We start from the raw sequence: 22,174 nt of genomic DNA, 5'->3' as shown, positions 1-22,174 counted from the left end.
CGCCCGGCGGGGGGGGGGGGGGGGGGGGGGGCGGCGGGCGGCGCCCCCCCCCGAAGCGCGGAAAGGGCCTCCCGAACCCCCCGTCCCCCGCCCACCCCCTGCGCTACTGTGTCGTCGGCCACCCGGCCGACGACCGGAAGATGGCCCCTTCCACCGATCGCAACGCTCGTGCACGACCTCACCGAAAGGTCCCGGCATGATCACTCGCAGATCGCTCCTCGGCAGTGCCGGCGCGCTGGCCCTCCCGCTGGCGGCCGTCCCCGCTCTCCCCGCCGTCGCCACGACCGCCGAGACCCGGCGACGGCGCTGGTCCCGGCTCTCCGGCCGTCTGCACGGCACCCTCGTCCTCCCCGGCGACCCGGCCTACGGCGTCGCCAAGCAGATCGGCCAGGCCCGCTTCGACGCCGTCGAACCGGCCGCCGTCGCCTACTGCGCCGACGAGGCCGACGTCTCCCTCTGTCTCCGCTACGCCCAGGACCAGGACATCCCGATCGCCGTCCGCGCCGGCGGCCACAGCGGCGGCGGCTACTCCACCGGCACCGGGCTGGTGATCGACGTCTCCCGCCTCAACTCGGCCGCCGTCGCCGCCGACGGCTCGGCCACCTTCGGCGGCGGCACCCAGCTGGTCGACGTGACCAACGCCGTCGCCCCGTACGGCCTCGCGGTGTCCGGCGGGTTCTGTCCCACCGTCTCCCTGGGCGGCTTCCTCCAGGGTGGGGGGATCGGCCTGCTCACCCGGCACGTCGGCATCTCCAGCGACAAGGTGACCTCCGCCCGTGTGGTGCTGGCGAACGGCAGGACGGTCACCGCCTCCCCGGACGACCACGACGACCTGTACTGGGCGCTGCGCGGCGGCGGTGGCGGCAATTTCGGTGTCGTCACCTCCTACACGGTGAAGGCCGTCCCGCTGGCCACGCTGACCCTGGCCAACCTCTCCTGGACCTTCGACCACGCGGTCGACCTGCTCGACGCCTGGGCGCACTGGCTGCCCGACGCCCCTCGGACGCTGGGCGGCGGCGCCGTGGTCGGTCTCCCCGCCGCCCCCGGTGCGCCCCCGTTCATCTCGGTGCTGATCGGTTCGGTCGGCACCGAGGCCGAACTCTCGGCGGAGATCGGCCGGTTGGTCTCGCTGGTCGGCGCGGTCCCGGCCTCCCGGAACAGCTTCACCGCGCCGTACCGCTCCGTCATGATGGGCCTCTACGGCTGCGGGTCCTTCACCCAGGAGCAGTGCCACCGGGCGGGCACCGGTCCGGCCGCCGTACTGGCCCGGCCGACCGCCGCGGTGGACCGGGGCAGGCTGTTCGACGGGCCTCCGCCCCGCGCGGTCTGGGAGGCCGCGATCGGCCGCCTCGGCACCGACCGGCAGGCGGGCCAGCAGCGGATGGTCCAGCTGAGCGCGCTGGGCGGCGCGGCCAACGACCCGGCACGGACCGCCACCGCGTACGTCCACCGCGACGCGCAGTTCAACGCGAGCTTCGGCGCGGTCATCGCCACCGGCCCGGTGGACGAGGCCGCAGTCGCCGCCGCCCGCGGCTGGGTGGACGGCGGGTTCGCGCTGCTCGACCCGCACTCCGGCGGCGAGAGCTACCAGAACTTCATCGACCCCGGTCTGCCGGACTGGCAGCGCGCCTACTACGGAGAGAACTATCCGCGACTGGTCGCGGTGAAGCACCGGTACGACCCGCACCGGCTGTTCTCGTTCCCGCAGGCCATCGGCACCCGTCCGCGGCCCGGGGGCCGGGGCTGAGGTCGGTCCCGGCCCCGGCGGGGTGCGAAATCCGGCCGGGGCCGGGGCGGCGAGCGGGCACAATGGCCTATGACAGCCGGCCTCCGCTGCGGGGGCCGGGGGCGTGTCGATTGGAGGCCCGGGTGAGCGATCTTCCGCGCAAGGCAATGACCCGCACGGCAAGACTCGCCGCCCTGCCGCTGGGGATAGCCGGCCGGGCCACTCTCGGGCTGGGGAAGCGGATCGGCGGACGCTCGGCCGAGGTGGTGACGGCCGAACTGCAGCAGGCGACCGCCGACCAGCTCTTCAAGGTCCTGGGCGAACTCAAGGGCGGGGCGATGAAGTTCGGGCAGGTGCTGTCCGTCTTCGAGGCCGCGCTGCCCGAGGAGGTGGCGGGCCCGTACCGGGCGGCGCTGACCAAGCTGCAGGACGCCGCGCCGCCGATGCCCGCCGCCACCGTGCACACGGCGCTGGAGCAACGGCTGGGCAAGGACTGGCGGAAGCTGTTCCGGGAGTTCGACGAGCGTCCGGCCGCGGCTGCCTCGATCGGCCAGGTGCACCGGGCGGTCTGGCACGACGGGCGCGCGGTCGCGGTCAAGGTGCAGTACCCGGGGGCGGGGGACGCGCTGCTCGCGGATCTCACGCAGCTGAGCCGGGTGGCCTGGTTGCTGGGTCCGCTGATTCCGGGGCTGGACATCAAGCCGCTGATCACCGAGCTGCGTGAGCGGGTCGCCGAGGAGCTGGACTACGAGCTGGAGGCGCAGGCCCAGGAACGCCATGCCGAGGAGTTCGCGAACGACCCGGAGATCGTGGTGCCGGGTGTCGTGGCGCAGGCCGACCAGGTGCTGGTGTCGGAGTGGATGGACGGCACGCCGCTGTCCGAGGTGATCACGAGCGGCACGCAGGAGGAGCGGGACCGGGCGGGCCGGCTGCTGGCACGGTTCCTGTTCGCCGGTCCGTCGCGGACGGGGTTGCTGCACGCCGACCCGCACCCGGGCAACTTCCGGCTGCTGAAGGACGACGGCCCGGTGGAGGGCTGGCGGCTGGGGGTGCTGGACTTCGGGACGGTGGACCGGTTGCCGGGCGGGCTCCCCGCGCCGATCGGGGCGTCGCTGCGGATGGCCCTGGCCGGGGACGCGACGGGTGTGCTGGCGATGCTGCGGGAGGAGGGCTTCGTGAAGCCCTCGATCGAGCTGGATCCGGACGCGGTGCTGGACTACCTGCTGCCGATGATCGAGCCCGCGGCCGTGGACTCGTTCCACTTCACCCGGGCGTGGATGCGGGCGCAGGCGGCGCGGATCGCCGATCCCCGGTCGCCGGCGTACAACCTGGGCAAGCAGTTGAACCTGCCGCCGTCCTACCTGTTGATCCACCGGGTGACGCTGAGCACGATCGGGGTGCTCTGCCAGCTGGGGGCGAAGGCGCCGTTCCGGGCGGAGATGCTGGAGTGGCTGCCGGAGTTCGCGGAGGAGCCGCCGGCCCCGGCGAAGCGGCGGGGGCCGGCCAAGAAGGGCTGAACCGCTCGGCAGTACGCCGTGCAGCTCCGCGCCGCGCGGCGGAGGGCACGGCCGCGCGCGACGCCCCGGCTCGGCGCAGCCCGGCGGAGCGTCCGGCGGACGACCGCCCGCTCGGATCGTGCGACAACGGCCGCAGGCCGCCCCCCGGGTACGGGGGGCGGCCTGCGGCACGACGGGGGTCCGGCGGTGGCCGGGGCGGTGTCGGCGGTGCGACGGCACCGGGACGACTGCGTCCGCGCGACTACATCAGCGCGACGGCGAGGGCCTTGCGGGCACGCATCGAGGCCCGCTCGGCCTTCTGCTTGAGCCGGTGGGCCCGGGCGACCCGGACGACGAGTCGTTGGTGCTCCGCCTCCTGGAGGCGCTCTTGCATATGGGCGCGAGCCAGGGATTCGTGGAGAAGTTGCATTTCGAGGGTCCTGTTCTGGATCTGACGTTCGGTGGTCTGCTCTGCGCGGACGGTGGGATCGACGGCGGCGGCGGTCATGTGGTGGTCCTGCTCGTGGTGCGTTGTCGGGAAGGGGTGGACGCGGGCCGTGTCGGCCTTGGCGGCGGCGATGCGTACGGAGCGGCGGAGGGCGCTGTCCAGCGGGGGCTGCTCTCCCCGGCGGACGGCCTCGGCTCCGAACACGGGGTTCACGCCGCGACCTCGGTCTTGCGCGGGCGGCCACGCGGCCGCTTGCGGGCCACGACGACACCCTGGACGAAGAGCTCGCCGCCCCAGACGCCCCAGGGCTCGCGGCGCTCCAGGGCGCCGGTGAGACAGGCGTCCTTGACGGGGCAGGTGCCGCAGAGGGACTTCGCGTACTCGACGTCGGCGGGCGTCTCGGCGAAGAAGACCTCGGGGTCGAAGGCGCGGCACGGCACGGGGAGACCGAGCTCTTCGGCCTGGTCGATCGAGGTGATCTGCATGGGGGAAACCTCCGGAGGGTCGGCCTGGTCGGCCTGGATCTGGTTCGTCGGCGGTACGGACGGGGTGGGCGGTGTGATGACCGTGGACACTGTGGGCGTCTTCCTCGTCTTTTCAGTGGGTCCGGCTCAGCTGACTGGTGGGGCTGGGCCGGAGGCCCCGGAGGGCCTGGGTGGTCGTGCGTACCGGACAAAACAGAAGGGCCGCGGATCCCGGTGTGACGGGTTCCGCGGCCCTGGAGGTGCCGACCTGAGGCTGGCTCAGGTTCGTTCTCTCCAGGGTTCAGGCCCGCGGAAGGCCCGCATCCGGATGGCCGTGGCGCCGGTAAAGGCGGCCATGGCCTGCTTGATCTGCTGCTCGTTCTGCTTCTGGGTGTTTCCGGCACCGACGACCTGCGCATAGTCGCCATGCATGGCGACTACAGCTGCCTTCGGTGCCTGGATCGGTCGCTCATCACGCGGGGAGCGCGACGCATCGACCGACGCCCAGTCACGGGACAGACCGCCTTCGACACTGGTGCCGTCGAGGTTGCCGCCATTGATGCCGGTGCTGCCGAGGTCAGTTTGGCCAAGGCCACTGACAGCGAGGGCGGGGGTGGCGGGAGCGACGGAGACACCGGTGGTGTCGAGGCCCAGACCGGTTCCGCACAGCTCAGCGAGTGCCCGCAGGTGGGCGGCGCGCAGGAGGGCAGCGTCGGCGGTCTGGCCAGTCATTTTGGTGATCATGGTGGTTCCCACTGCCTTCGCCTCCTCTCGGCGTCTCGCGGAGCCTGGTCTCCCGGGCTCCGAACTGTTCGGATGTCTGTCTCGGTGAAGCTGGTTCGAGCTGGTCAAGCTGGTGTGTGGCTGGTGGGCGCAGGAGATAGTGGCACAGGCGTCACCCCGTGCGACCGCGTTCCCCTTGACCGCTCCGGCAGGCTATTGCGCTCCCGGTACGGCGCGCAAACTATTTTTCCGGCGAGTTTCCCGACGGTCTCCGCGGCATCTCACGACGCCGGCTGTGATCGCCCCGGACCGGCTCACGCCGGTTCGTCCGACCGGTCGTCCTCGACGTCCGCCGGATCCTCCTCGGGCTCCTCCCCCGCACACAACGAGAGCACGGCGGCCCCGTATTTGTCCAGCTTCATGGCACCGACTCCGGAGATGACGGCCAGCTCCTGACGGGTGCCGGGGACGTCCTCGGCGATGGCCATCAGCGTGGCGTCGGTGAAGACGACGTAGGCCGGGGCCCCCTGCTTGCGGGCCTGGGCGGCCCGCCACTCGCGCAGCCGTTCGTACAGCGCCTCGTCCATGGTGGACGGGCAGGTCTCGCAGCGGCGGAGCTTGCGCTCGACGGCCTCGGTGAGGGCACGGTCGCAGACCCGGCACTTGACCGGTCCGCGGGCCCGGCGGGCGGCGGAGCGCTCGCCCGCCTCGACGCCGCCGCGTCCGCCGCGGCCCGCGGAGCGGGCGCCGGGGGCGCTGGAGCCGGGGCGCAGTCCGTCGAGGAAGCGGCTGGGCTTGCGGGAGGCCCGGCCGCCGGGGGAGCGGGAGAGCGCCCAGGAGAGGGAGAGGTGCTTGCGGGCGCGGGTGACGCCGACGTAGAGGAGGCGGCGCTCCTCCTCGACCTGCTCGTCGGTCTTGGCGTAGATGATCGGCAGGGTGCCCTCGGTGAGGCCGACGAGGAAGACGGCGTCCCATTCGAGGCCCTTGGCGGCGTGCAGGGAGGCGAGTGTGACGCCCTCGACGGCGGGGGCGTGCTGGGCGGCGGCGCGGGCGTCGAGTTCGGCGACGTAGGCGGCGAGGTCGCCGGCCAGGCCCTCGGCGGTCCGGGTGCGTTCGAACTCCTCGGCGAGGCGGACGAGCGCCGCGAGGGACTCCCAGCGGTCGCGGACGGCCCCGGAGCCGGCCGGCGGCTCGGCGGTGAACCCGCGGGTGGCGAGGACGGCGCGAACCTGGCCGGCGAGGTCGGGGGCGTCGTCGGTGAGCGGGTCGGAGCCGGCCCGGGCGGCGCCGCGCAGCAGGACGCCGGCGTCGCGGACCTCGGGCCGTTCGAAGAACCGCTCGGCACCCTTGAGCTGGTAGGGGACGCCGAGGTCGGCGAGGGCCTGCTCGTAGACCTCGGACTGGCCGTTGGTGCGGAAGAGCACGGCGACCTCGCTGGCGCGGACGCCGGCGGCGAGGAGGTCCTTGATCCGGCGGGCGGTGGTCTCGGCCTCGGTCGGCTCGTCCTCGTACTCGGTGTAGACGGGCTCGGGGCCGGCCTCGCGCTGGGAGACGAGTTCGAGGCGGTGCCGGGCGGCCTCGCCGCGGGCCTGGGAGAGCAGCCCGTTGGCGAGGTGGACGACCTGCGGGGTGGAGCGGTAGTCGCGGACCAGCTTGACGACCGTCGCCTCGGGGTGGCGGGTGCGGAAGTTGAGCAGGTAGTCCGGGGTGGCGCCGGTGAAGGAGTAGATGGTCTGGCTGGCGTCGCCGACGACGCACAGGCTGGCGCCGCCGCCTGGTCCGGTCCACTGGTCGAGGAGGCGCTGCTGGAGCGGGGAGACGTCCTGGTACTCGTCGACGGTGAAGTGCCGGTACTGGGACCGGACCTGGTCGGCGATGTCGGGGCGGTCCTCCAGGATGGCGGCGGTGAGCAGCAGGACGTCCTCGAAGTCGATGACGCCGCGGCGGGTCTTGGCCTCTTCGTAGACGCGGTAGACCTGGGCGGTCTCGGCCGGGTCCCGGGGGGCCTCGCGGCCGGACTTCTGGACGGCGGCGGGGTAGTCGTCGGGGCCGATCTGGGTGACCTTGGCCCATTCGATCTCGGCGGTGAGGTCGCGCAGTTCGGTGCGCTGGACGCGCAGGCCGCAGCGGCTCGCGGCCTCGGCGACCAGCTGGACCTTGCGTTCCAGCAGCTGGGGCACCGGTCCGCCGACGGCGCGCGGCCAGAAGTACTGGAGCTGGCGGAGGGCGGCGGCGTGGAAGGTGCGGGCCTGGACGCCCTCGGCGCCGAGCTGGCGCAGGCGGCCGCGCATCTCGCCGGCGGCGCGGGCGGTGAAGGTGACCGCGAGGACCTGCTGGGGCTGGTAGACACCGCTGCGCACGCCGTAGGCGATGCGGTGGGTGATGGCCCGGGTCTTGCCGGTGCCGGCTCCCGCGAGGACGCAGACGGGCCCGTGCAGGGCGGTGGCGACGGCCCGCTGTTCGGGGTCGAGCCCGGCGAGGACCGCGTCGGGACCGGTGGCGTCGTATCGGCCGGACCGGTCGCTGCCGTGGTCGTCGAACGGAATGCCGCTCAAGAGGTCTTCCTGCATGCGTTCCATCCTCTCAGCCCGCTCGGACAACCGGGGAGCGGTTGTCCACAGGTGCGGTGTGATCGCAGGATGATCGCTGCACGGTCCGGCGGGTTGTCGCACTTGAGGGCGCGTTCCCTTCGCCGCACGCCGGGGTGTGCTTCTCCGCGACCGCGCGGAACGACGCGGGGCCGCCGGCCGGGGCGCGGAATGACCGCCGTACGGCGGACGTTCTCCTCCTGGAACCGTACGCCCCTCTCTCTTTCGAAGGAGTCCCCCCGATGTCCGGCAGCGTGACGATGTACAGCACGACCTGGTGCGGCTACTGCAACCGGCTCAAGAGCCAGCTGGACCGTGAAGGCATCGGCTACACCGAGATCAACATCGAGGACGACCCGGCGTCGGCGTCCTTCGTCGAGTCGGTGAACAACGGCAACCAGACCGTCCCGACGGTGCTGGTGCAGCCGACGGGCGGCGGCGAGCGGGTCGTGATGACCAACCCGAGCCTGCTCCAGGTGAAGAAGGCCCTGGCGGCCTGAGGTCCGCGGGCCCGGGCACGGCGCGCTACGGCGCGTCGGCCCGGGCCGGGTCGACGGGTGCGGCGGGCGCGGGCAGCGACGCCCGGGCGGCGAGGTCGCCGATGCCGTAGACCAGCCGGCTGCGGTCGGCGGAGTAGCGGGTCTCGATGACCCGGACCGGCCCGCGGCGGTCGTACGTGACCCGGGTCTGGACCACCAGCGGCACGCCGGGGCCGCCCTGGAACCACTGGGCCTCCTCGGGGCCCGGCATCCGCGCGACCAGGTGGTCGACCGCGCCGATCTCGGTGCGTCCGAGGGCGGCGAGCACCGCCTCGTCACCGCCGTCGATCTGGTCGGGCTCCATCAGCGGGGTGCCGGCGGCGAGGCCCGCCCGGTAGTGGCTCTCCTCGATGGAGTAGGGCTCGCGGTCGAGCAGGCGCAGCTGGCGGCGGACGACGATCGCCTCGCCGGGGCGCAGGCCGAGCCGTTCGGCGATGTCGATCCGGGCCCGGACGATCATCATCTCGAAGTCGACGGTGAGCTCGCGTCCGGCGTCGGCGGCCTCGCCTCGGTAGACGGCGCTGGGGACGGCCAGGCAGTCGCGCGGGCCGTCCTCGGCCCCCGGGGCACCCGGCGCTCCCGTGGTCCCCGTCGCCGCCGTGCTCCCCGACGCCGCCGAGGCCACCAGGGCCCCGGAGAGCCCGGGCATCCCGACGGACCCGACGGATCCGGAGAGCCCGGAGGACCCGGCGGACCCGGAGGCGCCCGACGGTCCGGCCGGCCCCGGCAGGCTGGGGCGGACGTCGCGGCCGGGCGCGGGCCCGTAGGCGCGGTGGTCGAGCACCGGGTGCTCGCGCAGGTAGGTCCCCTTGCCCTGGAGCCGGACCAGGCGGCCTTCGTTGACCAGCACGTCGACGGCCAGCCGGACGGTGTTGCGGGCGACCCCGTACTGGCGTTCCAGTTCGCTCTCGACCGGGAGGGCGGCCTCGGTGGTGAACTCGCCCTCGGCGATCCGTCGGCGCAGGTCTGCGGCGAGGCGCTGGTATTTGGGGGATTGGGCGGTGCCCCGTGGGATTGTCACCCGAGAGAATGTAGCGAGGGCGGCGACGGGCTTTCAGGCGTTTGCGACAAAGTCGCCCGGGATCGGTGACGGCGGCCGGCACCCGCGCACGTGCCGTACTGGACAGGGCCGCTCCGGTTACGAACATCGGAAGCCGACGGTTTCGGAAGGAATATTGGGGGCGCACGGAACTGGTCCGCGCGCCCCCAATATCAAGAACGCTTCAATCCACTCGAATTACGGCCGGCCCGTTACACCCGGGCCCGTTACGCCCGGCCCGCCGGCCTTCGAGCCCGTCGCCACCGGCCCCCCGGTGACTACCAGCGGGCCGCCGACGGCAACGGCTCCCCGTACCAGAGCTCGACCAGGTGCCGGGCGATCGAGATCCCCGACGGCGGCAGGATCTCCCCCGCCGCCATCCCGGCCCGCAGCTCCTCCCGGGAGAACCAGCGCGCCTCGGCCAGCTCCTCGCCGTCCACGGTGATCGTGGTGCCCGACGGATCCGCCTTGCCCATGAAGCCGAGCATCAGGCTGGACGGGAACGGCCACGGCTGGCTGGCCACGTAGGAGACGGCGGAGACCCGGACCCCGGCCTCCTCGTACACCTCGCGGACGACCGCCTGCTCGATCGACTCCCCCGGCTCGACGAAGCCGGCCAGCGTCGACCAGCGTCCCTCGGGCCAGAGCGCCTGGCGGCCGAGCAGGCAGCGGTCCTCGTCGTCGGTGATCATCATGATCACCGCCGGGTCGGTGCGCGGGTAGTGCTCGGCCGCGCAGGACGTGCACCGCCGCACGTGACCGGCCCCGGCCTTCTCGGTCGGGTGGCCGCAGCGCGAGCAGAAGCTGTGCAGCCGGTGCCAGTGCTCCAGCGCGACGGCGTGCACCAGCAGCCCGGCGTCCCGGCCGGAGAGCAGGGCGCCGACCTCGCGCAGCCCGGCCGGGCGGGCGTCGCCGTCCAGCCGCCCCGGCAGGCTCTCGCCCGCCAGCGCGAAGTAGGAGACGCCGTCCTCGTCGGTGCCGAGGAAGTACCGGTCGCCGGTCTGCGGCGCCTCGAAGGAGGGCATCAGGACCAGCTCGGTCCCCTGCCCGGTGTCGACCACGAAGGCCTCGCCGCCGGCGATCGGCAGCACCTTGGTGGTCGGGTGGCTCCAGGCGGCCGCCAGCCAGGGTTCGTCGAACCGGTGCTGGGCCGCCCGGTCCACCCCGGCCCGGGCCAGCGCCAGGTGCAGCGGGTGTTCGGTCTCAGGCACGGTGCTCAACTGTTTCCATCCCCACGTGATGTGTCCTCCGGACGGTTCGGGTTCACTCGCTCGCGCTGCCCGGCCGCCAGTTCTCGGCCAGGTCGGCCCAGAGGTAGGCGGCGGTCTCCACACCCTTGGCCAGCAGGTCCAGCTCGACCTTCTCGTCGACCGAGTGCCAGCCGTCCGAGGGCACCGAGATGCCGAGGAACAGCACCGGCGCGCCGAGCACGTCCTGGAGGTCGGCGGCCGGGCCGGAGCCGCCCTCCCGGGTGAAGAGGATCTTCTGTTCGAAGGCCCGCCCCATCGCCCGGACGGTGGACTGCAGCGCCGGGTGGTCGAGCGGGGTCAGGCAGGGCCGGGTCGCCCCCGGGAAGACCAGCTCGTACCGGATGCCCGCCGGGACCCGGTCGGCCACCCAGGCGCGGACGGCCTCCCGGACCTTCTCCACCTCCTGTCCGGCGACCAGCCGGAAGGAGAGCTTGAGGTGGGCCGAGGAGGGCACGATGGTCTTGCCGCCGGGGCCGGTGTAACCGCCCCAGATGCCGTTGACCTCGGCGGTCGGCCGGGCCCAGATCCGCTCCAGGGTGGAGTATCCGGCCTCGCCGAGGGTGCCGTACGACTTGGCGACCCTCAGCCACTGCGCCTCGTCGAAGGGCAGCTCGGCGAAGAGCTCGCGCTCGCGCTCGGTCAGTTCGATCACGCCGTCGTAGAAGCCGGGGACGGCGACCCGGCGGTCCGCGTCGTGCAGGCCGGCGGCCAGGTCGGCGGCGACGGCGGCCGGGTTGGGCACGGCGCCGCCGAACGAGCCGGAGTGGATGTCGGTGTCCGGCCCGTACAGGTCGATCTGGGCGTCGGCCAGGCCGCGCATGCCGGTGCAGACGGTCGGCGTGGTCTCGGACCACATCCCGGTGTCCGAGATGATCACCACGTCGGCGGCGAGCCGCGCGGCCTCGCGCCGGACCAGGTCGGCGAAGTGCGGCGAGCCGGACTCCTCCTCGCCCTCGATCAGCAGCTTGAGGTTGACGGCCGGCGCGGTGCGGCCGGTGGCGGCCAGGTGGGCCCGCACCCCCAGGGTGTGGAAGAAGACCTGGCCCTTGTCGTCGGCGGCGCCGCGGGCGAACAGCTGCTTCCCGACCACGGTCGGCTCGAACGGCTCGGTCGCCCAGCCGTCCTCCTTGGCCGCCGGCTGCACGTCGTGGTGCCCGTAGACCAGCACGGTCGGCGCGGACGAGTCCCCGGACGGCCACTCGGCGAAGACCGCCGGCAGGCCGTCCGTCTCCCAGACCTCGGCCACCGGGAAGCCGGTGTCGCGCAGCTTCGCGGCCAGCCACTCGGCGGAGCGGCGCACGTCGTCGGCCCGGCCGGGATCGGCGGAGACCGAGGGGATGCGGAGCCAGTCGGCGAGGTCCGCGAGGAAGGCGGCCTGGTGCTGGTCGATGAAGGCGCGGACGACGCTGTCCGGAGTTCTCGTCATACGGACGACTTTAGTTCGCCCGTGCGGGTCGGACGGGCCCCGGTCCCGGCCGGTGGACACCGGAAGGCCTGTAACGTCCGTCACCCCCGGCCGCAGGGGGGCGGCGACCGGGGGCGACGGGGGCGGGAGGACGGTGCTCAGCCGGAGCGCCGCAGCAGTGAGATCCGCGAGCGGGTGAGCAGCGCGGCCAGCGCCACCGCGAGCAGCGGCAGCAGGACCACGGTGGCCCCGACGTTGAGCCAGGGGAAGACCACGACGCCCTTGGCGGTCTCCTCCTGGAGGCTCATCCCCGGGTAGGCCTGCGCGGCGGCCTCGACCTTGCGCAGCGCCACGGCGGGCACGACCCCGGCGACGGCACCGAGCAGGGCGCCCATCGCGGCGATGACGCCGCACTGGAAGCCGGAGAGGGTGCGCCGGACCCGGGGCGCGGCGCCGACCGCCGCGAGGGTGGTCAGGTCCCGCTGGGAGTCGGCGGCGGCGAGACCGGTGGCGATGCCCGCGGCGCCGAGGGCGACCAGGCCCGCGAAGGCGGTGAGCCCGAGGGAGATCAGGTCGTTCTCCGACCGGTAGCCGCGCTCGACCTCGAAGTCGGTGCCGTCGGACAGCTTGGCGAGCGCGCCGCGGACCTTCTGCTCCGCCCGGTCGGTCGGCGCGGTCCCGGGCAGCCAGACCGAACCGGAGTCGCTGGTGGTGAGACCGAGGCGGACGGCGGTGTCGGCGCCGAGCACGGCGTCGCCGCCGGCCTGGACCGGCGCTTCGACGTGGACGGCGTCGACGGTGACGGGGTGGACGACCGGCTCCCGGTCGGGGGTGACCGGCTGGTTCGGGTCGTCCGGCTCGGTGAGTTCGAACGTCACCTTCCCGTCCTTGATGTAGCGCTGGTCGAAGACCACGACCTTGCCGGCGGCGAGCGCCTGGGCGCCGGCCGGGTCGGTGGCGCCGTAGAGGTTGCGCAGCAGGTTGCCGTCGCCGGCCTGGACGCTCCCGAAGGAGCTGCCGCGGGAGACGTACGCCGAGCGGCAGCGCGGGTCCTCGCGGAGCAGCCGCTCGGCCTCGCCGTCGATCATGACGGACCGCTTGCCCCAGACCGGGCAGCGCAGTTCCTCGGGCAGGACGATGCCGACGTGGCCGCAGGAGCCGTTGGTGGCCCGGCAGTCGCCCTTGTAGTTGACGCGCCGGACGTCGGCGCGCTCGCCGAGGGCGGGGATGTTGTCCTGCACGGCGCCGCGCAGCTGCGGGAGCATCGAGCCGTCGGAGGCGGCGCCCCAGCCGTTGGTGACGATGACCGCGTTGGCCGGGCCGGCGGCGGTGTACTCGCGCCGGTGCTGCTCGTCGCTGCTGGCGCCGTAGATGCCGACGGCGACGGAGCCCGCGACGGCGGCCATCACGGCGGCGACCGCGGGGGCGGTGCGGCCGCGGTGGCGGACGGAGTCGCGCAGGGCGAGGCGGGGGCCGAGCGGCAGCCAGCGGCCGATCCGGCCGAAGAGGCCGACCAGGTAGGGGGTGAGGGCGACCATGCCGAGTTCGGCGACGGCCGAGCCGCCGAGGACGGCCGTCGAGCGGCTGCCGAAGCCGCCGGTGGCGCCGAGCAGGGCGAGGGCGGAGCCGGCCCCGAGCATCGCCAGGCCGAGCAGGGCGAGCTTGCGGCTCGGCGGCTTGAGGCTGTCGCGGCCGGTGAGCGCGGCCACGACGTCCTGGCGGGAGGCCTGGACGGCGGGGACGACGGCCGCGAGCAGGCCGGTGACCAGGCCGATCAGCAGGATGCCGAACAGGTCGACCGGCTGCAGGTCGAAGTGGCCGAACCGCTCCCCGGCGTAGCTCTCCGCGGAGGTGCGCAGCGCGGCCACCAGGCCGATGCCGGTGACGAGGCCGACGGCCGCGCCGGTGAGGCCGAGGACGACACCGCCGCCGAGGACGACGGCGCGGACGTTGGCGCGGTCACCGCCGCCGGCGGCGAGCAGGCCGAGCTGCCGCCGGGAGCGCCGGGCACCGACGGCGAAGGCGGGGCCCGCGAGGAGCACGATCTCCAGCAGGGCCATGCCGACGACGGTGGCGAGGATGACGACGGAGGTCTTGTCGAGGAACGGGGTCGCGCCGCCGCCCCGGCGGTCCTGGTAGTCGTAGAACGGCACCTCGGAGCGGGCCGGCGGGTCGAGCATGACGGCGCGGGAGCTGACGGTGAATCCGTGCTTGTTGAGCTCCTGGACCTTGGCCCAGTCGACGACGCCGCCGGCGGGGAGCTTGACCAGCCAGCGGTCGTCGGAGCCCGAGGAGGAGCCGCGGCCCCGGTTCGCATCGGCGCCGGACAGTTTGCCGAGCGGGTCGATCAGGGCGCCGGGCCGGGCGACGACGGCGGCGGTGCGCAGGTCGCCGGGGTACTCGGCGACACCGGTGATGGTGTACGGGGTGGCTTCGAGGCCGCGCGGGGCGGTCCGGTCGCCGATCCGCAGCCCGGAGCGGTCGAGGAAGTCCCGGGTGACGGCGACCTCGTGGTCGGCGCTCGGGGCGCGGCCCCCGACGAGGTCGATCCGTCCGCGCCAGACCGGGTCGGTGAGGTCGGCCTCGACGGTCTTGACGTTGACGAGGCCGTCGCGGGTGCTGCTGGCGGTGTAGGGGCCCTGGCGCACGGGGACGAGGGTGGCGCCGGCCGGCAGGAGCTGCTTGACGAGTTCGCCGGGCTCGGTGGCGAGGCTGCGCTTCTGCTCGGGGGTGTGGACGGGCTGCCCGTTCTCCTTCTTGGCCTCCTCGGCGCTCTCCAGGTGGAAGTCGGACTCCGGGTCCGGCGGCTGGAGCACGACGGAGCCGCGTTCGAGCAGGCGGATCTCGGCGGCGGACCGGCCCATGGTGCGGACGACCTTCTCGCCCGGGTCGAGTTCGGCGCTGCGGAAGACGACGTCGGCGCCGGCCACGCCGAGGACGGGCAGGGCGACCATGGCAACGACGAGGGCGCTGCGGCCCTTGGCGCGCAGGGCGTCACGGCGGGCGATGCGCAGGGCGACCCGCCAGGCGCTGAGCTTCACTGCTCCACCGGGCCCTTCGCGTTGGCGGCGGCGGCGACGAGGAGGCTGCCGGCGTCCTGGCTGACGCTCTCGTCGACCATGCGGCCGTCGCGGAGGAACACGACGCGGTCGGCCCAGGCGGCGTGCCGGGGTTCGTGGGTGACCATCATGGCGGCGGCGCCCTCGTCGCAGCGGGCGCGCAGGACGGCGAGGACCGACTCGCCGGTGGTGGAGTCGAGGGCGCCGGTGGGCTCGTCGGCGAGGACGAGGCGGCGGTCGCCGATGAGGGCGCGGGCGATGGCGACGCGCTGCTGCTGGCCGCCGGACATGTCGTCGGGGAAGCGGTCGGCGAGTTCGGGGATGCCGAGCTCTTCGAGGGCGACGAGGGCCTCGCGGCGGGCGGCGCGGCCGGAGAGGCCGTCGAGTTCACGCGGGAGGGAGATGTTCTCGGCGGCGGTGAGGGCCGGTATCAGGTTGTAGTCCTGGAAGACGTAGCCGACGGATCGGCGGCGGACCTCGGCGAGCCGCTTGCGGTCGAGTCCGCCGAGGGCGACGCCTTCGACGAGGACCTGGCCGTCGGTGGGGGTGTCCAGGCCGCCCGCGAGGGTGAGCAGGGTGGACTTGCCGGACCCGGACGGGCCCATGACGGCGACGAACTCCCCGGGGTGGACCTTGAGGTCGACGCCGCGCAGCGCCCGCACCTCGCCGGCGCCCTGCCCGTGGACGCGGGTGACGTTGTCCAGGTGCAGGACGGGCTTGCGGCCGTCCCTGGTCGGATCGGTGTGGGACACGATTCCCCCTGCTGTGGTGGGGCCCGCCGCATCGTGTGGTGCGGCCGGGCCGGTGGTTCGTCGGTGCGTACGGTGTCGGGGTCCGTACGGGGTGGGCCGCCGGGGCGGCTCAGGCCGTGGTGCGGCGGCGTCCGATCCGGCGGGGCGCGGGCGCCGGCGCGGGGTCGTTCTGCCGGTTCTCGGCGGCGCGGGCCTGTTCGATCTCGGCGCGCTGGGCGAGCCGGGTCTCGCAGTGGTCGAGCCAGCGGACCTCGGCCTCGGTCTGGAAGATGAGCTGTTCGAGGACGAGCAGCCAGGCCAGGTCGGCGCCGGTGCCGTCGTCCGTCGCGGCCGTCCCGCCGGTGGCGGTGGGGCGGCTCTCGCCGGCGAGGGCGCGGCCCTTGAGCCGGGTGTAGTCCTGGAGCGCCTTGATGCTGTGCCGGCGCTGGCTCTGGACGACGGCGGGCACGTCGACGCCGGGGACGGTGACGGCCATGGCGAGCTTGATGGCGAGCTCGTCGCGGGGCGGGTTGGTGCGCGGCACCGGGCTGTCGAACCAGGCGTGCAGTTCGGCCCGGCCGGCGTCGGTGACGGCGTAGAACTGGTGCCCTTCGTCGTCCTCGCCAGCGGGGACGACCAGTCCGTCGCGTTCCAGGCGGGCGAGGGTGGTGTAGACCTGGCCGACGTTGAGCGGCCAGGTGGCGCCGGTGCGCGCCTCGAACTCGGTTCTCAGCTGGTAGCCGTAGCGCGGCCCCTGGTCGAGCAGGGCGAGCAGGCCGTGACGGATGGACATACCGAGTATGTATACCGGGTATGCCCGGCAGGTCAAACCGAGCCCCCGCGGCCGAGCCGCGCCGGGGCCGTACCGGCCGCTCCCGCGCCCGCCGGGGACCGCGGCCGCGCACCGGCCCCCGGCGAGCGGGTACCGTCGTGCGGTGTGAGCCAGTTGCGCATCGCCACCTTCAATCTGCTGCACGGTCAGCCCCTCGCCCCGGACGGCGCCCCCCGCCCCTACCCGGCCGACCCCGGCGGGCCGCTGGCGGAGGCGGTGGCCGCGCTGGACGCCGACGTGCTGGCCCTCCAGGAGGTGGACCGGCACCAGGCCCGGTCCGGCGGCACCGACCAGGCCGCCGTCGCCGCCAAGGCGATGGGCGCGGCCGACTGGCGGTTCGCCGCCGCCCTGCACGGCCGGCCCGCACCGGTGGCCGGCTGGGTGCCCGACCTCTCGGTGCCCGCCGGGATCCAGGTCTACGGGCCGGGCGAGGTCGGCGACGACGCCCCGCCCGCGTACGGCACGGCGCTGCTGACCCGACTGCCGGTGCTGCACTGGCGGGCCCGCCGGTTCGCGCCCGCCCCGTTCGGGCTGCCGCTGCGGGTGGCCGGACGCCGCGGGCTCACCCCCGTCCCCGACGAGCCGCGGGCCGCGCTGGCCGCGGTGCTGGAGGGCGGGAACGGACCGTTCACCGTGGTGGCGGCCCACCTGTCGTTCGTGCCCGGCTGGAACATGGCGCAGCTCGCCGGGATCCGGCGCTGGATCGCCGACCTGCCGCAGCCGTACCTGGTGCTCGGCGACTTCAACCTGATCGGCGCGGTGCCGCGCACCGTCCTGGGCTCGGCGGCGGCGCTGGACCGCACCGCGCCCCGCGCGAAGGTCCGCGAACTGCGGGCGGCCCGGCGGGCCCGGCCGCAGTTCACCGACGCCCGCCGGCGCCGGGTGCGCGAGCCGCGGGCCCGGCTGCAGGGCTGGTACGACCTCGCCCGCACGCCCACCTACCCGTCGCACCGGCCGGCGGTCCAGTTCGACCACGTGCTGGCGATCGGCGTGCCGCGCGCCGCCGTCGGCCCGGCAGCCGCTCCGCTCACCGGGGTCTCGGACCACCGGCCGCTGGTGGTGGAGGCCTCACTCTGACCGACCGCCGGGGGCCGGGGCGGCCGGCCCCGCCACCGCCGGACGGGAGAGCTGGCCGTTCTGGTGCGGGACGTGCGGGACGTTCGCGGCCGGGTCCGGCCGGTCGGCGACCGGCTGCGGGTCGTACTGGAGCAGCAGCATGGCGGCGTCGTCGCCGAGCTGGCGGCCGACGTGGCGGACCACGTCCTCGTGCAGGCGGCGCAGCACGTCGGCCGGGCGTCCGTCGGCGCAGACCGGGAGCCGGTCCGCGAGCGGGTAGAAGACGCCGGCCCGGTCCCGCGCCTCGATGACGCCGTCGGTGAAGAGCAGCACCCGGTCGCCGTGGCGCAGCGGGACGCGGTGCACCGGCGGCCGGACGTCGGCGGGGTCGAGGACGCCGAGCGGGGGCACCGTCTCGGCGAGTTCGAGCGGCCGTACCGGTTCGGTCCCGCGCAGCAGCAGCGGGGCCGGGTGGCCGCAGTTGACGATCTCGGCGGTGCCGTCGGACCGGACGCCGATCAGGACGAGGGTGACGAACTCCTCCTCCACGCCCGGGTGGTCGTTCTCGTGCAGGGCGCGGTCGAGGCTGACGGCGAGCCAGCCGGCCACCCGGTCGAGGGCGGCCTCCTGGTGGGCGGCCTCGCGGAAGGCTCCGAGCACGGCGGCGGCGGTCTCGACGGCGCCGAGCCCCTTGCCGCGGACGTCACCGACCACGGCCCGGACGCCGTGCCGGGTGTTGACGACCTCGTAGAGGTCGCCGCCGATCCTGGCGTGTGCGGCGGCGGCCTCGTAGTGGACGGCCGCCTTGACGGTGCCGACCCGCTCGGGCACGGGCCGGAGCAGGACCCGTCGGGCGATCGAGGCGACCAGCTGGGCGTCGGCGAGGAGCTGTTCCTGGCGCAGCCGCAGGGTGGCGCTGACCCACCCGATCGCGGCGACCAGGACGATCGCGAAGACGGTGGCGCTGTGCACGGACTCGCCGAGCACGTCGTTGTGGAAGGCCATCAGGAAGGCGGCGGCCTCGGTGCAGGCGCCGATGGCCAGCGGGTACCAGGTGCGCCGGCTGACCACGGCGGCCAGGGCGGGGACGGCGGTGAGCGCCGGTTCGACGGTGACGGCGGCGTCGGTGAAGTAGTCGAGGACGACGACCAGCGCCATGCCGATGAACGGCAGCGTGAGTGCCGTCCTCGGCCAGGTGCCGGTCGCGCCGGGTGCGGTTCCCGGGGTCGGCCCGGCGAACCGTTCTCTGATCCATCCGGTCGCGCTCAACTTCGGTCTCTCCAGCAGAAGACGCCGATGCCCGGGGGGCACCTGCGGTGATGACTGAGGGTTAGGGAATGCGGGCGTCGCTGGCGGCCGGAGCACGGGGGTTGACCGGTTACCGACCCCACAATAGGCGCGAAACGTGCACTACGCACAGGTTTCGCCCGATGCCGTGATGACTTGAATGCTCTCCGTGACTCATTCTTCACTGTTCCCGATCAGGAGCCGTTCCAACTCTTTTCGGTCGGGAAGTCCTGCGGGTTGTTCGATCCGGCCACTGCGGACGTACAGGAAGGAGGCCGTGACCTGCTCCAGGGGAACGCCGGCCTGTTCGGCCCAGGCGAGCCGGTAGACGGCGAGTTGGAGCGGATCGGCGGTCTCCTCGCGGTGCGTCTTCCAGTCCACCACTTCGTAGCGTGACGCGCCGCCGAATTCTGACCCGCCGTCACCGTCACGGTAGACCGCGTCGATCCGGCCGCGCACCACCCGGCCCGCCAGCACCAGATGGAACGGCGCCTCGACCCGGTGCGGCTCCCGGTCCGCGTACGGCGTGCGCAGGAACGCCTCCTTGAGCCGCTCCAGGTCCCGCTCGTCCTCGATGCCGTCGTCGTCGGCGCCGGGCAGCGCCTCCGGCCCGATCAGCATCAGCGGCTCGATCCGGGACTGCACCCAGGCGTGGAAGCGGGTGCCGCGGCGGGCGGCGGGCTGCGGCGGGCGCGGCATCGGCCGGGCCAGGTCGTGCGCGAAGCCGTCCGGGTCGGCGGCCAGGCGCAGCAGCTGGGTGGCGGACAGCGAGGCCGGCAGCGGCACCTCCCGCACACCGCGCCGGAAGCGCTCCAACTCTCCCGTCAGCGCCTTCAGATCACGGTCCCAGGAGTCGACCAGGCGGCGGTCCTCGGGGGCCATCGGGCCGGGTTCGGGGGCGGGCTGCCCGGCGAGCCGCCCGAGCACCACCTCGGCGACCCGGCGGCGGGCGTGCTGGGCGGCCGGGTCGAGCGGCAGCGGCCAGGGGCGTTCGACGGGCGAGGCCAGCGCCGGGTTCTCGGCGCCCTTGGCCGGCTGCTCGGCCCAGTGCTCGATCTCGCCGTTGCCGGGCTCCTCGCAGTGGTCGCGCAACTGCTCCAGGAAGGCGGACGGGCCGCGCGGGGTCTTCTGGCTGGGCCCCCACCAGTGGCCGGAGGCGAGCAGCAGGGCCCGCGGCCGGGTGAAGGCCACGTAGCCGAGGCGCAGTTCCTCGGTGCCGGAGTGTTCGGCGAGCGCGGCCTTGAACGCGGTCATCGACTTTCCGGTCCAGCCGTCGCGCACGTCGGGCAGGGTGGCCCCGTCGCCGCGCAGGGCGTGCGGGAGGACGCGCTTGGTGCTGGTCCAGCGCTCGCGCGCGGTGGAGGACGGGAAGGCGCCGCGGACCAGGCCGGGGACGGCGACGACGTCCCACTCCAGCCCCTTCGACTTGTGCGCGGTGAGCACCTTGACGGTGTCCTCGCCGCCGGGGAGGCCGGCGTCGAGGCCGCGGTCGTGCTCCTGGGCGGCGCGCAGGAAGCCGAGGAAGGCGGCCAGGCCCGGGTCGCCGTCGAGGTCGGCGAAGGAGGCGGCGACGTCCAGGAAGGCGTGCAGGGTCTCCCGGCGGCGGGCGGCCAGCGCCTGCGGCGAGGCCGCGAGTTCGACCTCCAGGCCGGTCGCGGCGAGGACCCGGTGCAGCACGTCCATCAGCGGCTCCGCCAGCGAGCGGCGCAGGTCGCGCAGTTCGCGGGCGAGCCGGGCGAAACGCACCCGGGCCTCGGGCGAGAACGGCAGTTCGTCGGGCTGGTCGCGGTCGAGGAAGGTCTCCAGCGCGTCGGCCAGCGAGACCACCTCGGTGGGGTCGGTCTCGGCGACGGCGGCGGCCAGCGGTTCGACGCCGTCGGGCCGGGCGGTGCGGACCAGGTCGGCGGCGCGCCGGCCGAGCAGGGCGAGGTCGCGCGGGCCGATCCGCCAGCGCGGGCCGATCAGCAGCCGGACCAGGGCGGCGTTGGCGGTGGGGTCCTGGAGCACCTCGCAGACCGCGACCAGGTCCGCGACCTCGGGCAGGTGGAGCAGCCCGCCGAGGCCGACCACCTCGACCGGCACGTCGCGGGCGACCAGCGCGGCGTGGATGTCGGGGAAGGCCGCGCCGCCGCGGCAGAGCACCGCGATCCGGCCGGGCGCGGTGCCGGTGCGCACGAGGTGGGCGACCGAGTCGGCCAGCCAGTCGATCTCCTCGGCGTGGGTGGGCAGCAGCGCGGCCCGCACGAAGCCGTCGTGCTCGGCGCCGGGGGCCGGGCGCAGCGCCTCGACGCCCTCGTGCATCGCGCGCAGCGGCGCGGCCAGCCGGTTGGCGAAGGCGAGCAGCCGCCCGCCGCTGCGGCGGTTCTCGCTGAGCGCGTACCGGTCCGCCGGGGCGCCGTCGGCCCGGGGGAAGTGCCGGGGGAACTCGTCGAGGTTGGCGACGGAGGCGCCGCGCCAGCCGTAGATGGCCTGGCAGGGGTCGCCGACGGCGGTGACCGGGTGTCCGGACGGGCCGCCGTCCGGGCCCGCGCCGAAGAGACCGGCGAGCATGAGCCGCTGGGCGACCGAGGTGTCCTGGTACTCGTCGAGCAGGACCACCCGGAACTGGCCGCGCAGCAGGGCGCCGACCTCGGGGCGCTGCTGGGCGAGCCGGGCGGCGGCGGCGATCTGGTCGCCGAAGTCCATCAGCCCGGCGGTGGCCTTGCGGCGCCGGTAGTCCTCGACCAGGCGGAGCAGTTCCAGGCGGGCCCGGGCGGCGGTGGGGACGGCCCGCAGGTCGTCGTTGGTGAGCCTGGCGGTGGCGAGGGTGTCGAGCAGTTCCTCGTCGAAGGCGCGCAGGGTGTCGGGGTCGACGAGGTGCTCGGCGAGTTCGCCGTCCAGCGCGATGAGGTCGGCGACGAGGTTGGCGAAGGTGCCGGTGAGGGCCGGGAAGGGGCCGCGGGCGGTGCGCAGCACCTTGGCGGCGAGCTGGAACCGGGTGGCGTCGGCGAGCAGGCGGACGTCGGGTTCGATGCCGATCCGCAGGCCGTGCTCCTTGAGGAGGCGGCCGGCGAAGGCGTGGTAGGTCGAGATCTCGGGTTCGCCGAGCGGTTCCTCGCCGGGGTCCGGAGCCCGCTCCCACCCGTCGGCCGAGGACACCCCCGGCCCGCCGAGGCGCAGCAGGGCGGTGCGGACGCGTTCGGCGAGCTCACCGGCGGCCTTGTTGGTGAAGGTGAGGCCGAGCACCTCCTCGGGGCGGACGGCGCCGGAGCCGACCAGCCAGACGACGCGGGCGGCCATCACGGTGGTCTTGCCGGAGCCGGCGCCGGCGACGATGACGGCCGGCTGGAGGGGGGCGCCGATGGCCGCCATCTGTTCCCGGTTGAAGGGGATGCCCAGCAGCTCCTTGAGCTGGTCGGGGTGGCTGAGCACGGCGGTCACCTCGTAACGGTAACGGGGGGTACGGACAGGTCGGGCCGTGCGGGAGGGCCGCTGTGGCGACCCTCACTGCCGCACCGGGCCCCGCCCGCCCTTCGTCGCACGGGCCGGGGA

16 protein-coding genes are annotated in these 22,174 nt (G+C 74.5%); 4 read left to right on the top strand and 12 right to left on the bottom strand.

Annotated features, from left to right (window positions below):
* Positions 1 to 196: 196 nt before the first annotated feature.
* The gene (locus PUR56_RS14790; RefSeq protein WP_329949243.1) at positions 197 to 1,747 is read left to right on the top strand and encodes an FAD-binding oxidoreductase; all 1,551 of its coding nucleotides are present in this window, start codon (positions 197 to 199) and stop codon (positions 1,745 to 1,747) included.
* A gap of 122 nt (positions 1,748 to 1,869) precedes the next feature.
* Positions 1,870 to 3,243 carry an ABC1 kinase family protein gene (locus tag PUR56_RS14785; protein WP_329883145.1) on the top strand — a complete coding sequence of 458 codons (1,374 nt, stop codon included), beginning with the start codon at positions 1,870 to 1,872 and terminating at the stop codon, positions 3,241 to 3,243.
* A 241-nt stretch (positions 3,244 to 3,484) separates the two neighbouring features.
* On the opposite strand, the gene PUR56_RS43435 is transcribed toward PUR56_RS14785, so the two are convergent.
* The 4 genes from PUR56_RS43435 to PUR56_RS14765 form a co-directional block, all read right to left on the bottom strand.
* Positions 3,485 to 3,730 (bottom strand): hypothetical protein, encoded by a 246-nt coding sequence (locus PUR56_RS43435; RefSeq protein ID WP_380355913.1) that lies wholly within the window; start codon positions 3,728 to 3,730, stop codon positions 3,485 to 3,487.
* 149 nt (positions 3,731 to 3,879) lie between these two features.
* Positions 3,880 to 4,245, bottom strand: a complete 366-nt coding sequence (locus tag PUR56_RS14775; protein ID WP_380355869.1) for a WhiB family transcriptional regulator — start codon at positions 4,243 to 4,245, stop codon at positions 3,880 to 3,882.
* 168 nt (positions 4,246 to 4,413) lie between these two features.
* Positions 4,414 to 4,890 (bottom strand): hypothetical protein, encoded by a 477-nt coding sequence (locus PUR56_RS14770; protein WP_329949242.1) that lies wholly within the window; start codon positions 4,888 to 4,890, stop codon positions 4,414 to 4,416.
* Between the two features lie 281 nt (positions 4,891 to 5,171).
* The gene (locus tag PUR56_RS14765; RefSeq protein WP_329949241.1) at positions 5,172 to 7,436 is read right to left on the bottom strand and encodes an ATP-dependent DNA helicase UvrD2; all 2,265 of its coding nucleotides are present in this window, start codon (positions 7,434 to 7,436) and stop codon (positions 5,172 to 5,174) included.
* 251 nt (positions 7,437 to 7,687) lie between these two features.
* Between PUR56_RS14765 and PUR56_RS14760 the strand changes: the two genes are divergently transcribed.
* Positions 7,688 to 7,945 carry a mycoredoxin gene (locus tag PUR56_RS14760; RefSeq protein WP_329883149.1) on the top strand — a complete coding sequence of 86 codons (258 nt, stop codon included), beginning with the start codon at positions 7,688 to 7,690 and terminating at the stop codon, positions 7,943 to 7,945.
* Between the two features lie 25 nt (positions 7,946 to 7,970).
* Here the strand turns inward: PUR56_RS14760 and PUR56_RS14755 are convergent, their stop codons facing one another.
* From PUR56_RS14755 to PUR56_RS14730, 6 genes are all read right to left on the bottom strand, one after another.
* Entirely contained in the window at positions 7,971 to 9,005 is a 1,035-nt protein-coding gene (locus tag PUR56_RS14755; protein WP_329949240.1) for a GntR family transcriptional regulator, read from the bottom strand.
* Between the two features lie 296 nt (positions 9,006 to 9,301).
* Positions 9,302 to 10,243 carry an NAD(+) diphosphatase gene (gene nudC, locus PUR56_RS14750; RefSeq protein ID WP_443034501.1) on the bottom strand — a complete coding sequence of 314 codons (942 nt, stop codon included), beginning with the start codon at positions 10,241 to 10,243 and terminating at the stop codon, positions 9,302 to 9,304.
* A 43-nt stretch (positions 10,244 to 10,286) separates the two neighbouring features.
* Positions 10,287 to 11,699: a dipeptidase gene (locus PUR56_RS14745; protein WP_329949239.1), complete on the bottom strand. Its 1,413-nt coding sequence runs from the start codon at positions 11,697 to 11,699 to the stop codon at positions 10,287 to 10,289.
* A gap of 137 nt (positions 11,700 to 11,836) precedes the next feature.
* Complete coding sequence (locus PUR56_RS14740; RefSeq protein ID WP_329949238.1) at positions 11,837 to 14,719, bottom strand: ABC transporter permease; 2,883 nt, start codon at positions 14,717 to 14,719, stop codon at positions 11,837 to 11,839.
* The gene (locus PUR56_RS14735) at positions 14,716 to 15,489 is read right to left on the bottom strand and encodes an ABC transporter ATP-binding protein (protein WP_329883154.1); all 774 of its coding nucleotides are present in this window, start codon (positions 15,487 to 15,489) and stop codon (positions 14,716 to 14,718) included. The genes PUR56_RS14740 and PUR56_RS14735 overlap by 4 nt, the downstream gene beginning before the upstream one ends.
* A 109-nt stretch (positions 15,490 to 15,598) precedes the next feature.
* Positions 15,599 to 16,261, bottom strand: coding sequence for a PadR family transcriptional regulator (locus PUR56_RS14730; RefSeq protein WP_329949237.1), 663 nt, complete (start codon positions 16,259 to 16,261; stop codon positions 15,599 to 15,601).
* A 144-nt stretch (positions 16,262 to 16,405) separates the two neighbouring features.
* Here PUR56_RS14730 and PUR56_RS14725 point away from each other — a divergent pair, with 144 nt between their 5' ends.
* Positions 16,406 to 17,377 (top strand): endonuclease/exonuclease/phosphatase family protein, encoded by a 972-nt coding sequence (locus PUR56_RS14725; protein WP_329883156.1) that lies wholly within the window; start codon positions 16,406 to 16,408, stop codon positions 17,375 to 17,377.
* On the opposite strand, the gene PUR56_RS14720 is transcribed toward PUR56_RS14725, so the two are convergent.
* A complete protein-coding gene (locus PUR56_RS14720) occupies positions 17,369 to 18,625 on the bottom strand; it encodes a PP2C family protein-serine/threonine phosphatase (RefSeq protein ID WP_329883157.1) in 1,257 nt (418 codons plus the stop codon). The two genes, PUR56_RS14725 and PUR56_RS14720, sit on opposite strands and share 9 nt — an antisense overlap.
* Positions 18,626 to 18,817: 192 nt before the next feature.
* Complete coding sequence (locus PUR56_RS14715) at positions 18,818 to 22,063, bottom strand: ATP-dependent DNA helicase (protein ID WP_329949236.1); 3,246 nt, start codon at positions 22,061 to 22,063, stop codon at positions 18,818 to 18,820.
* Between the last annotated feature and the right edge of the window lie 111 nt (positions 22,064 to 22,174).

Origin of the sequence: Streptomyces sp. BE303 (genome assembly GCF_036290945.1) — a bacterium.
In the GTDB taxonomy this organism is placed as follows: Bacteria; Actinomycetota; Actinomycetes; order Streptomycetales; family Streptomycetaceae; genus Kitasatospora.
Note: the sequence above shows the minus strand (reverse complement) of the source record. Positions and strands in the feature narration are given on the sequence as shown.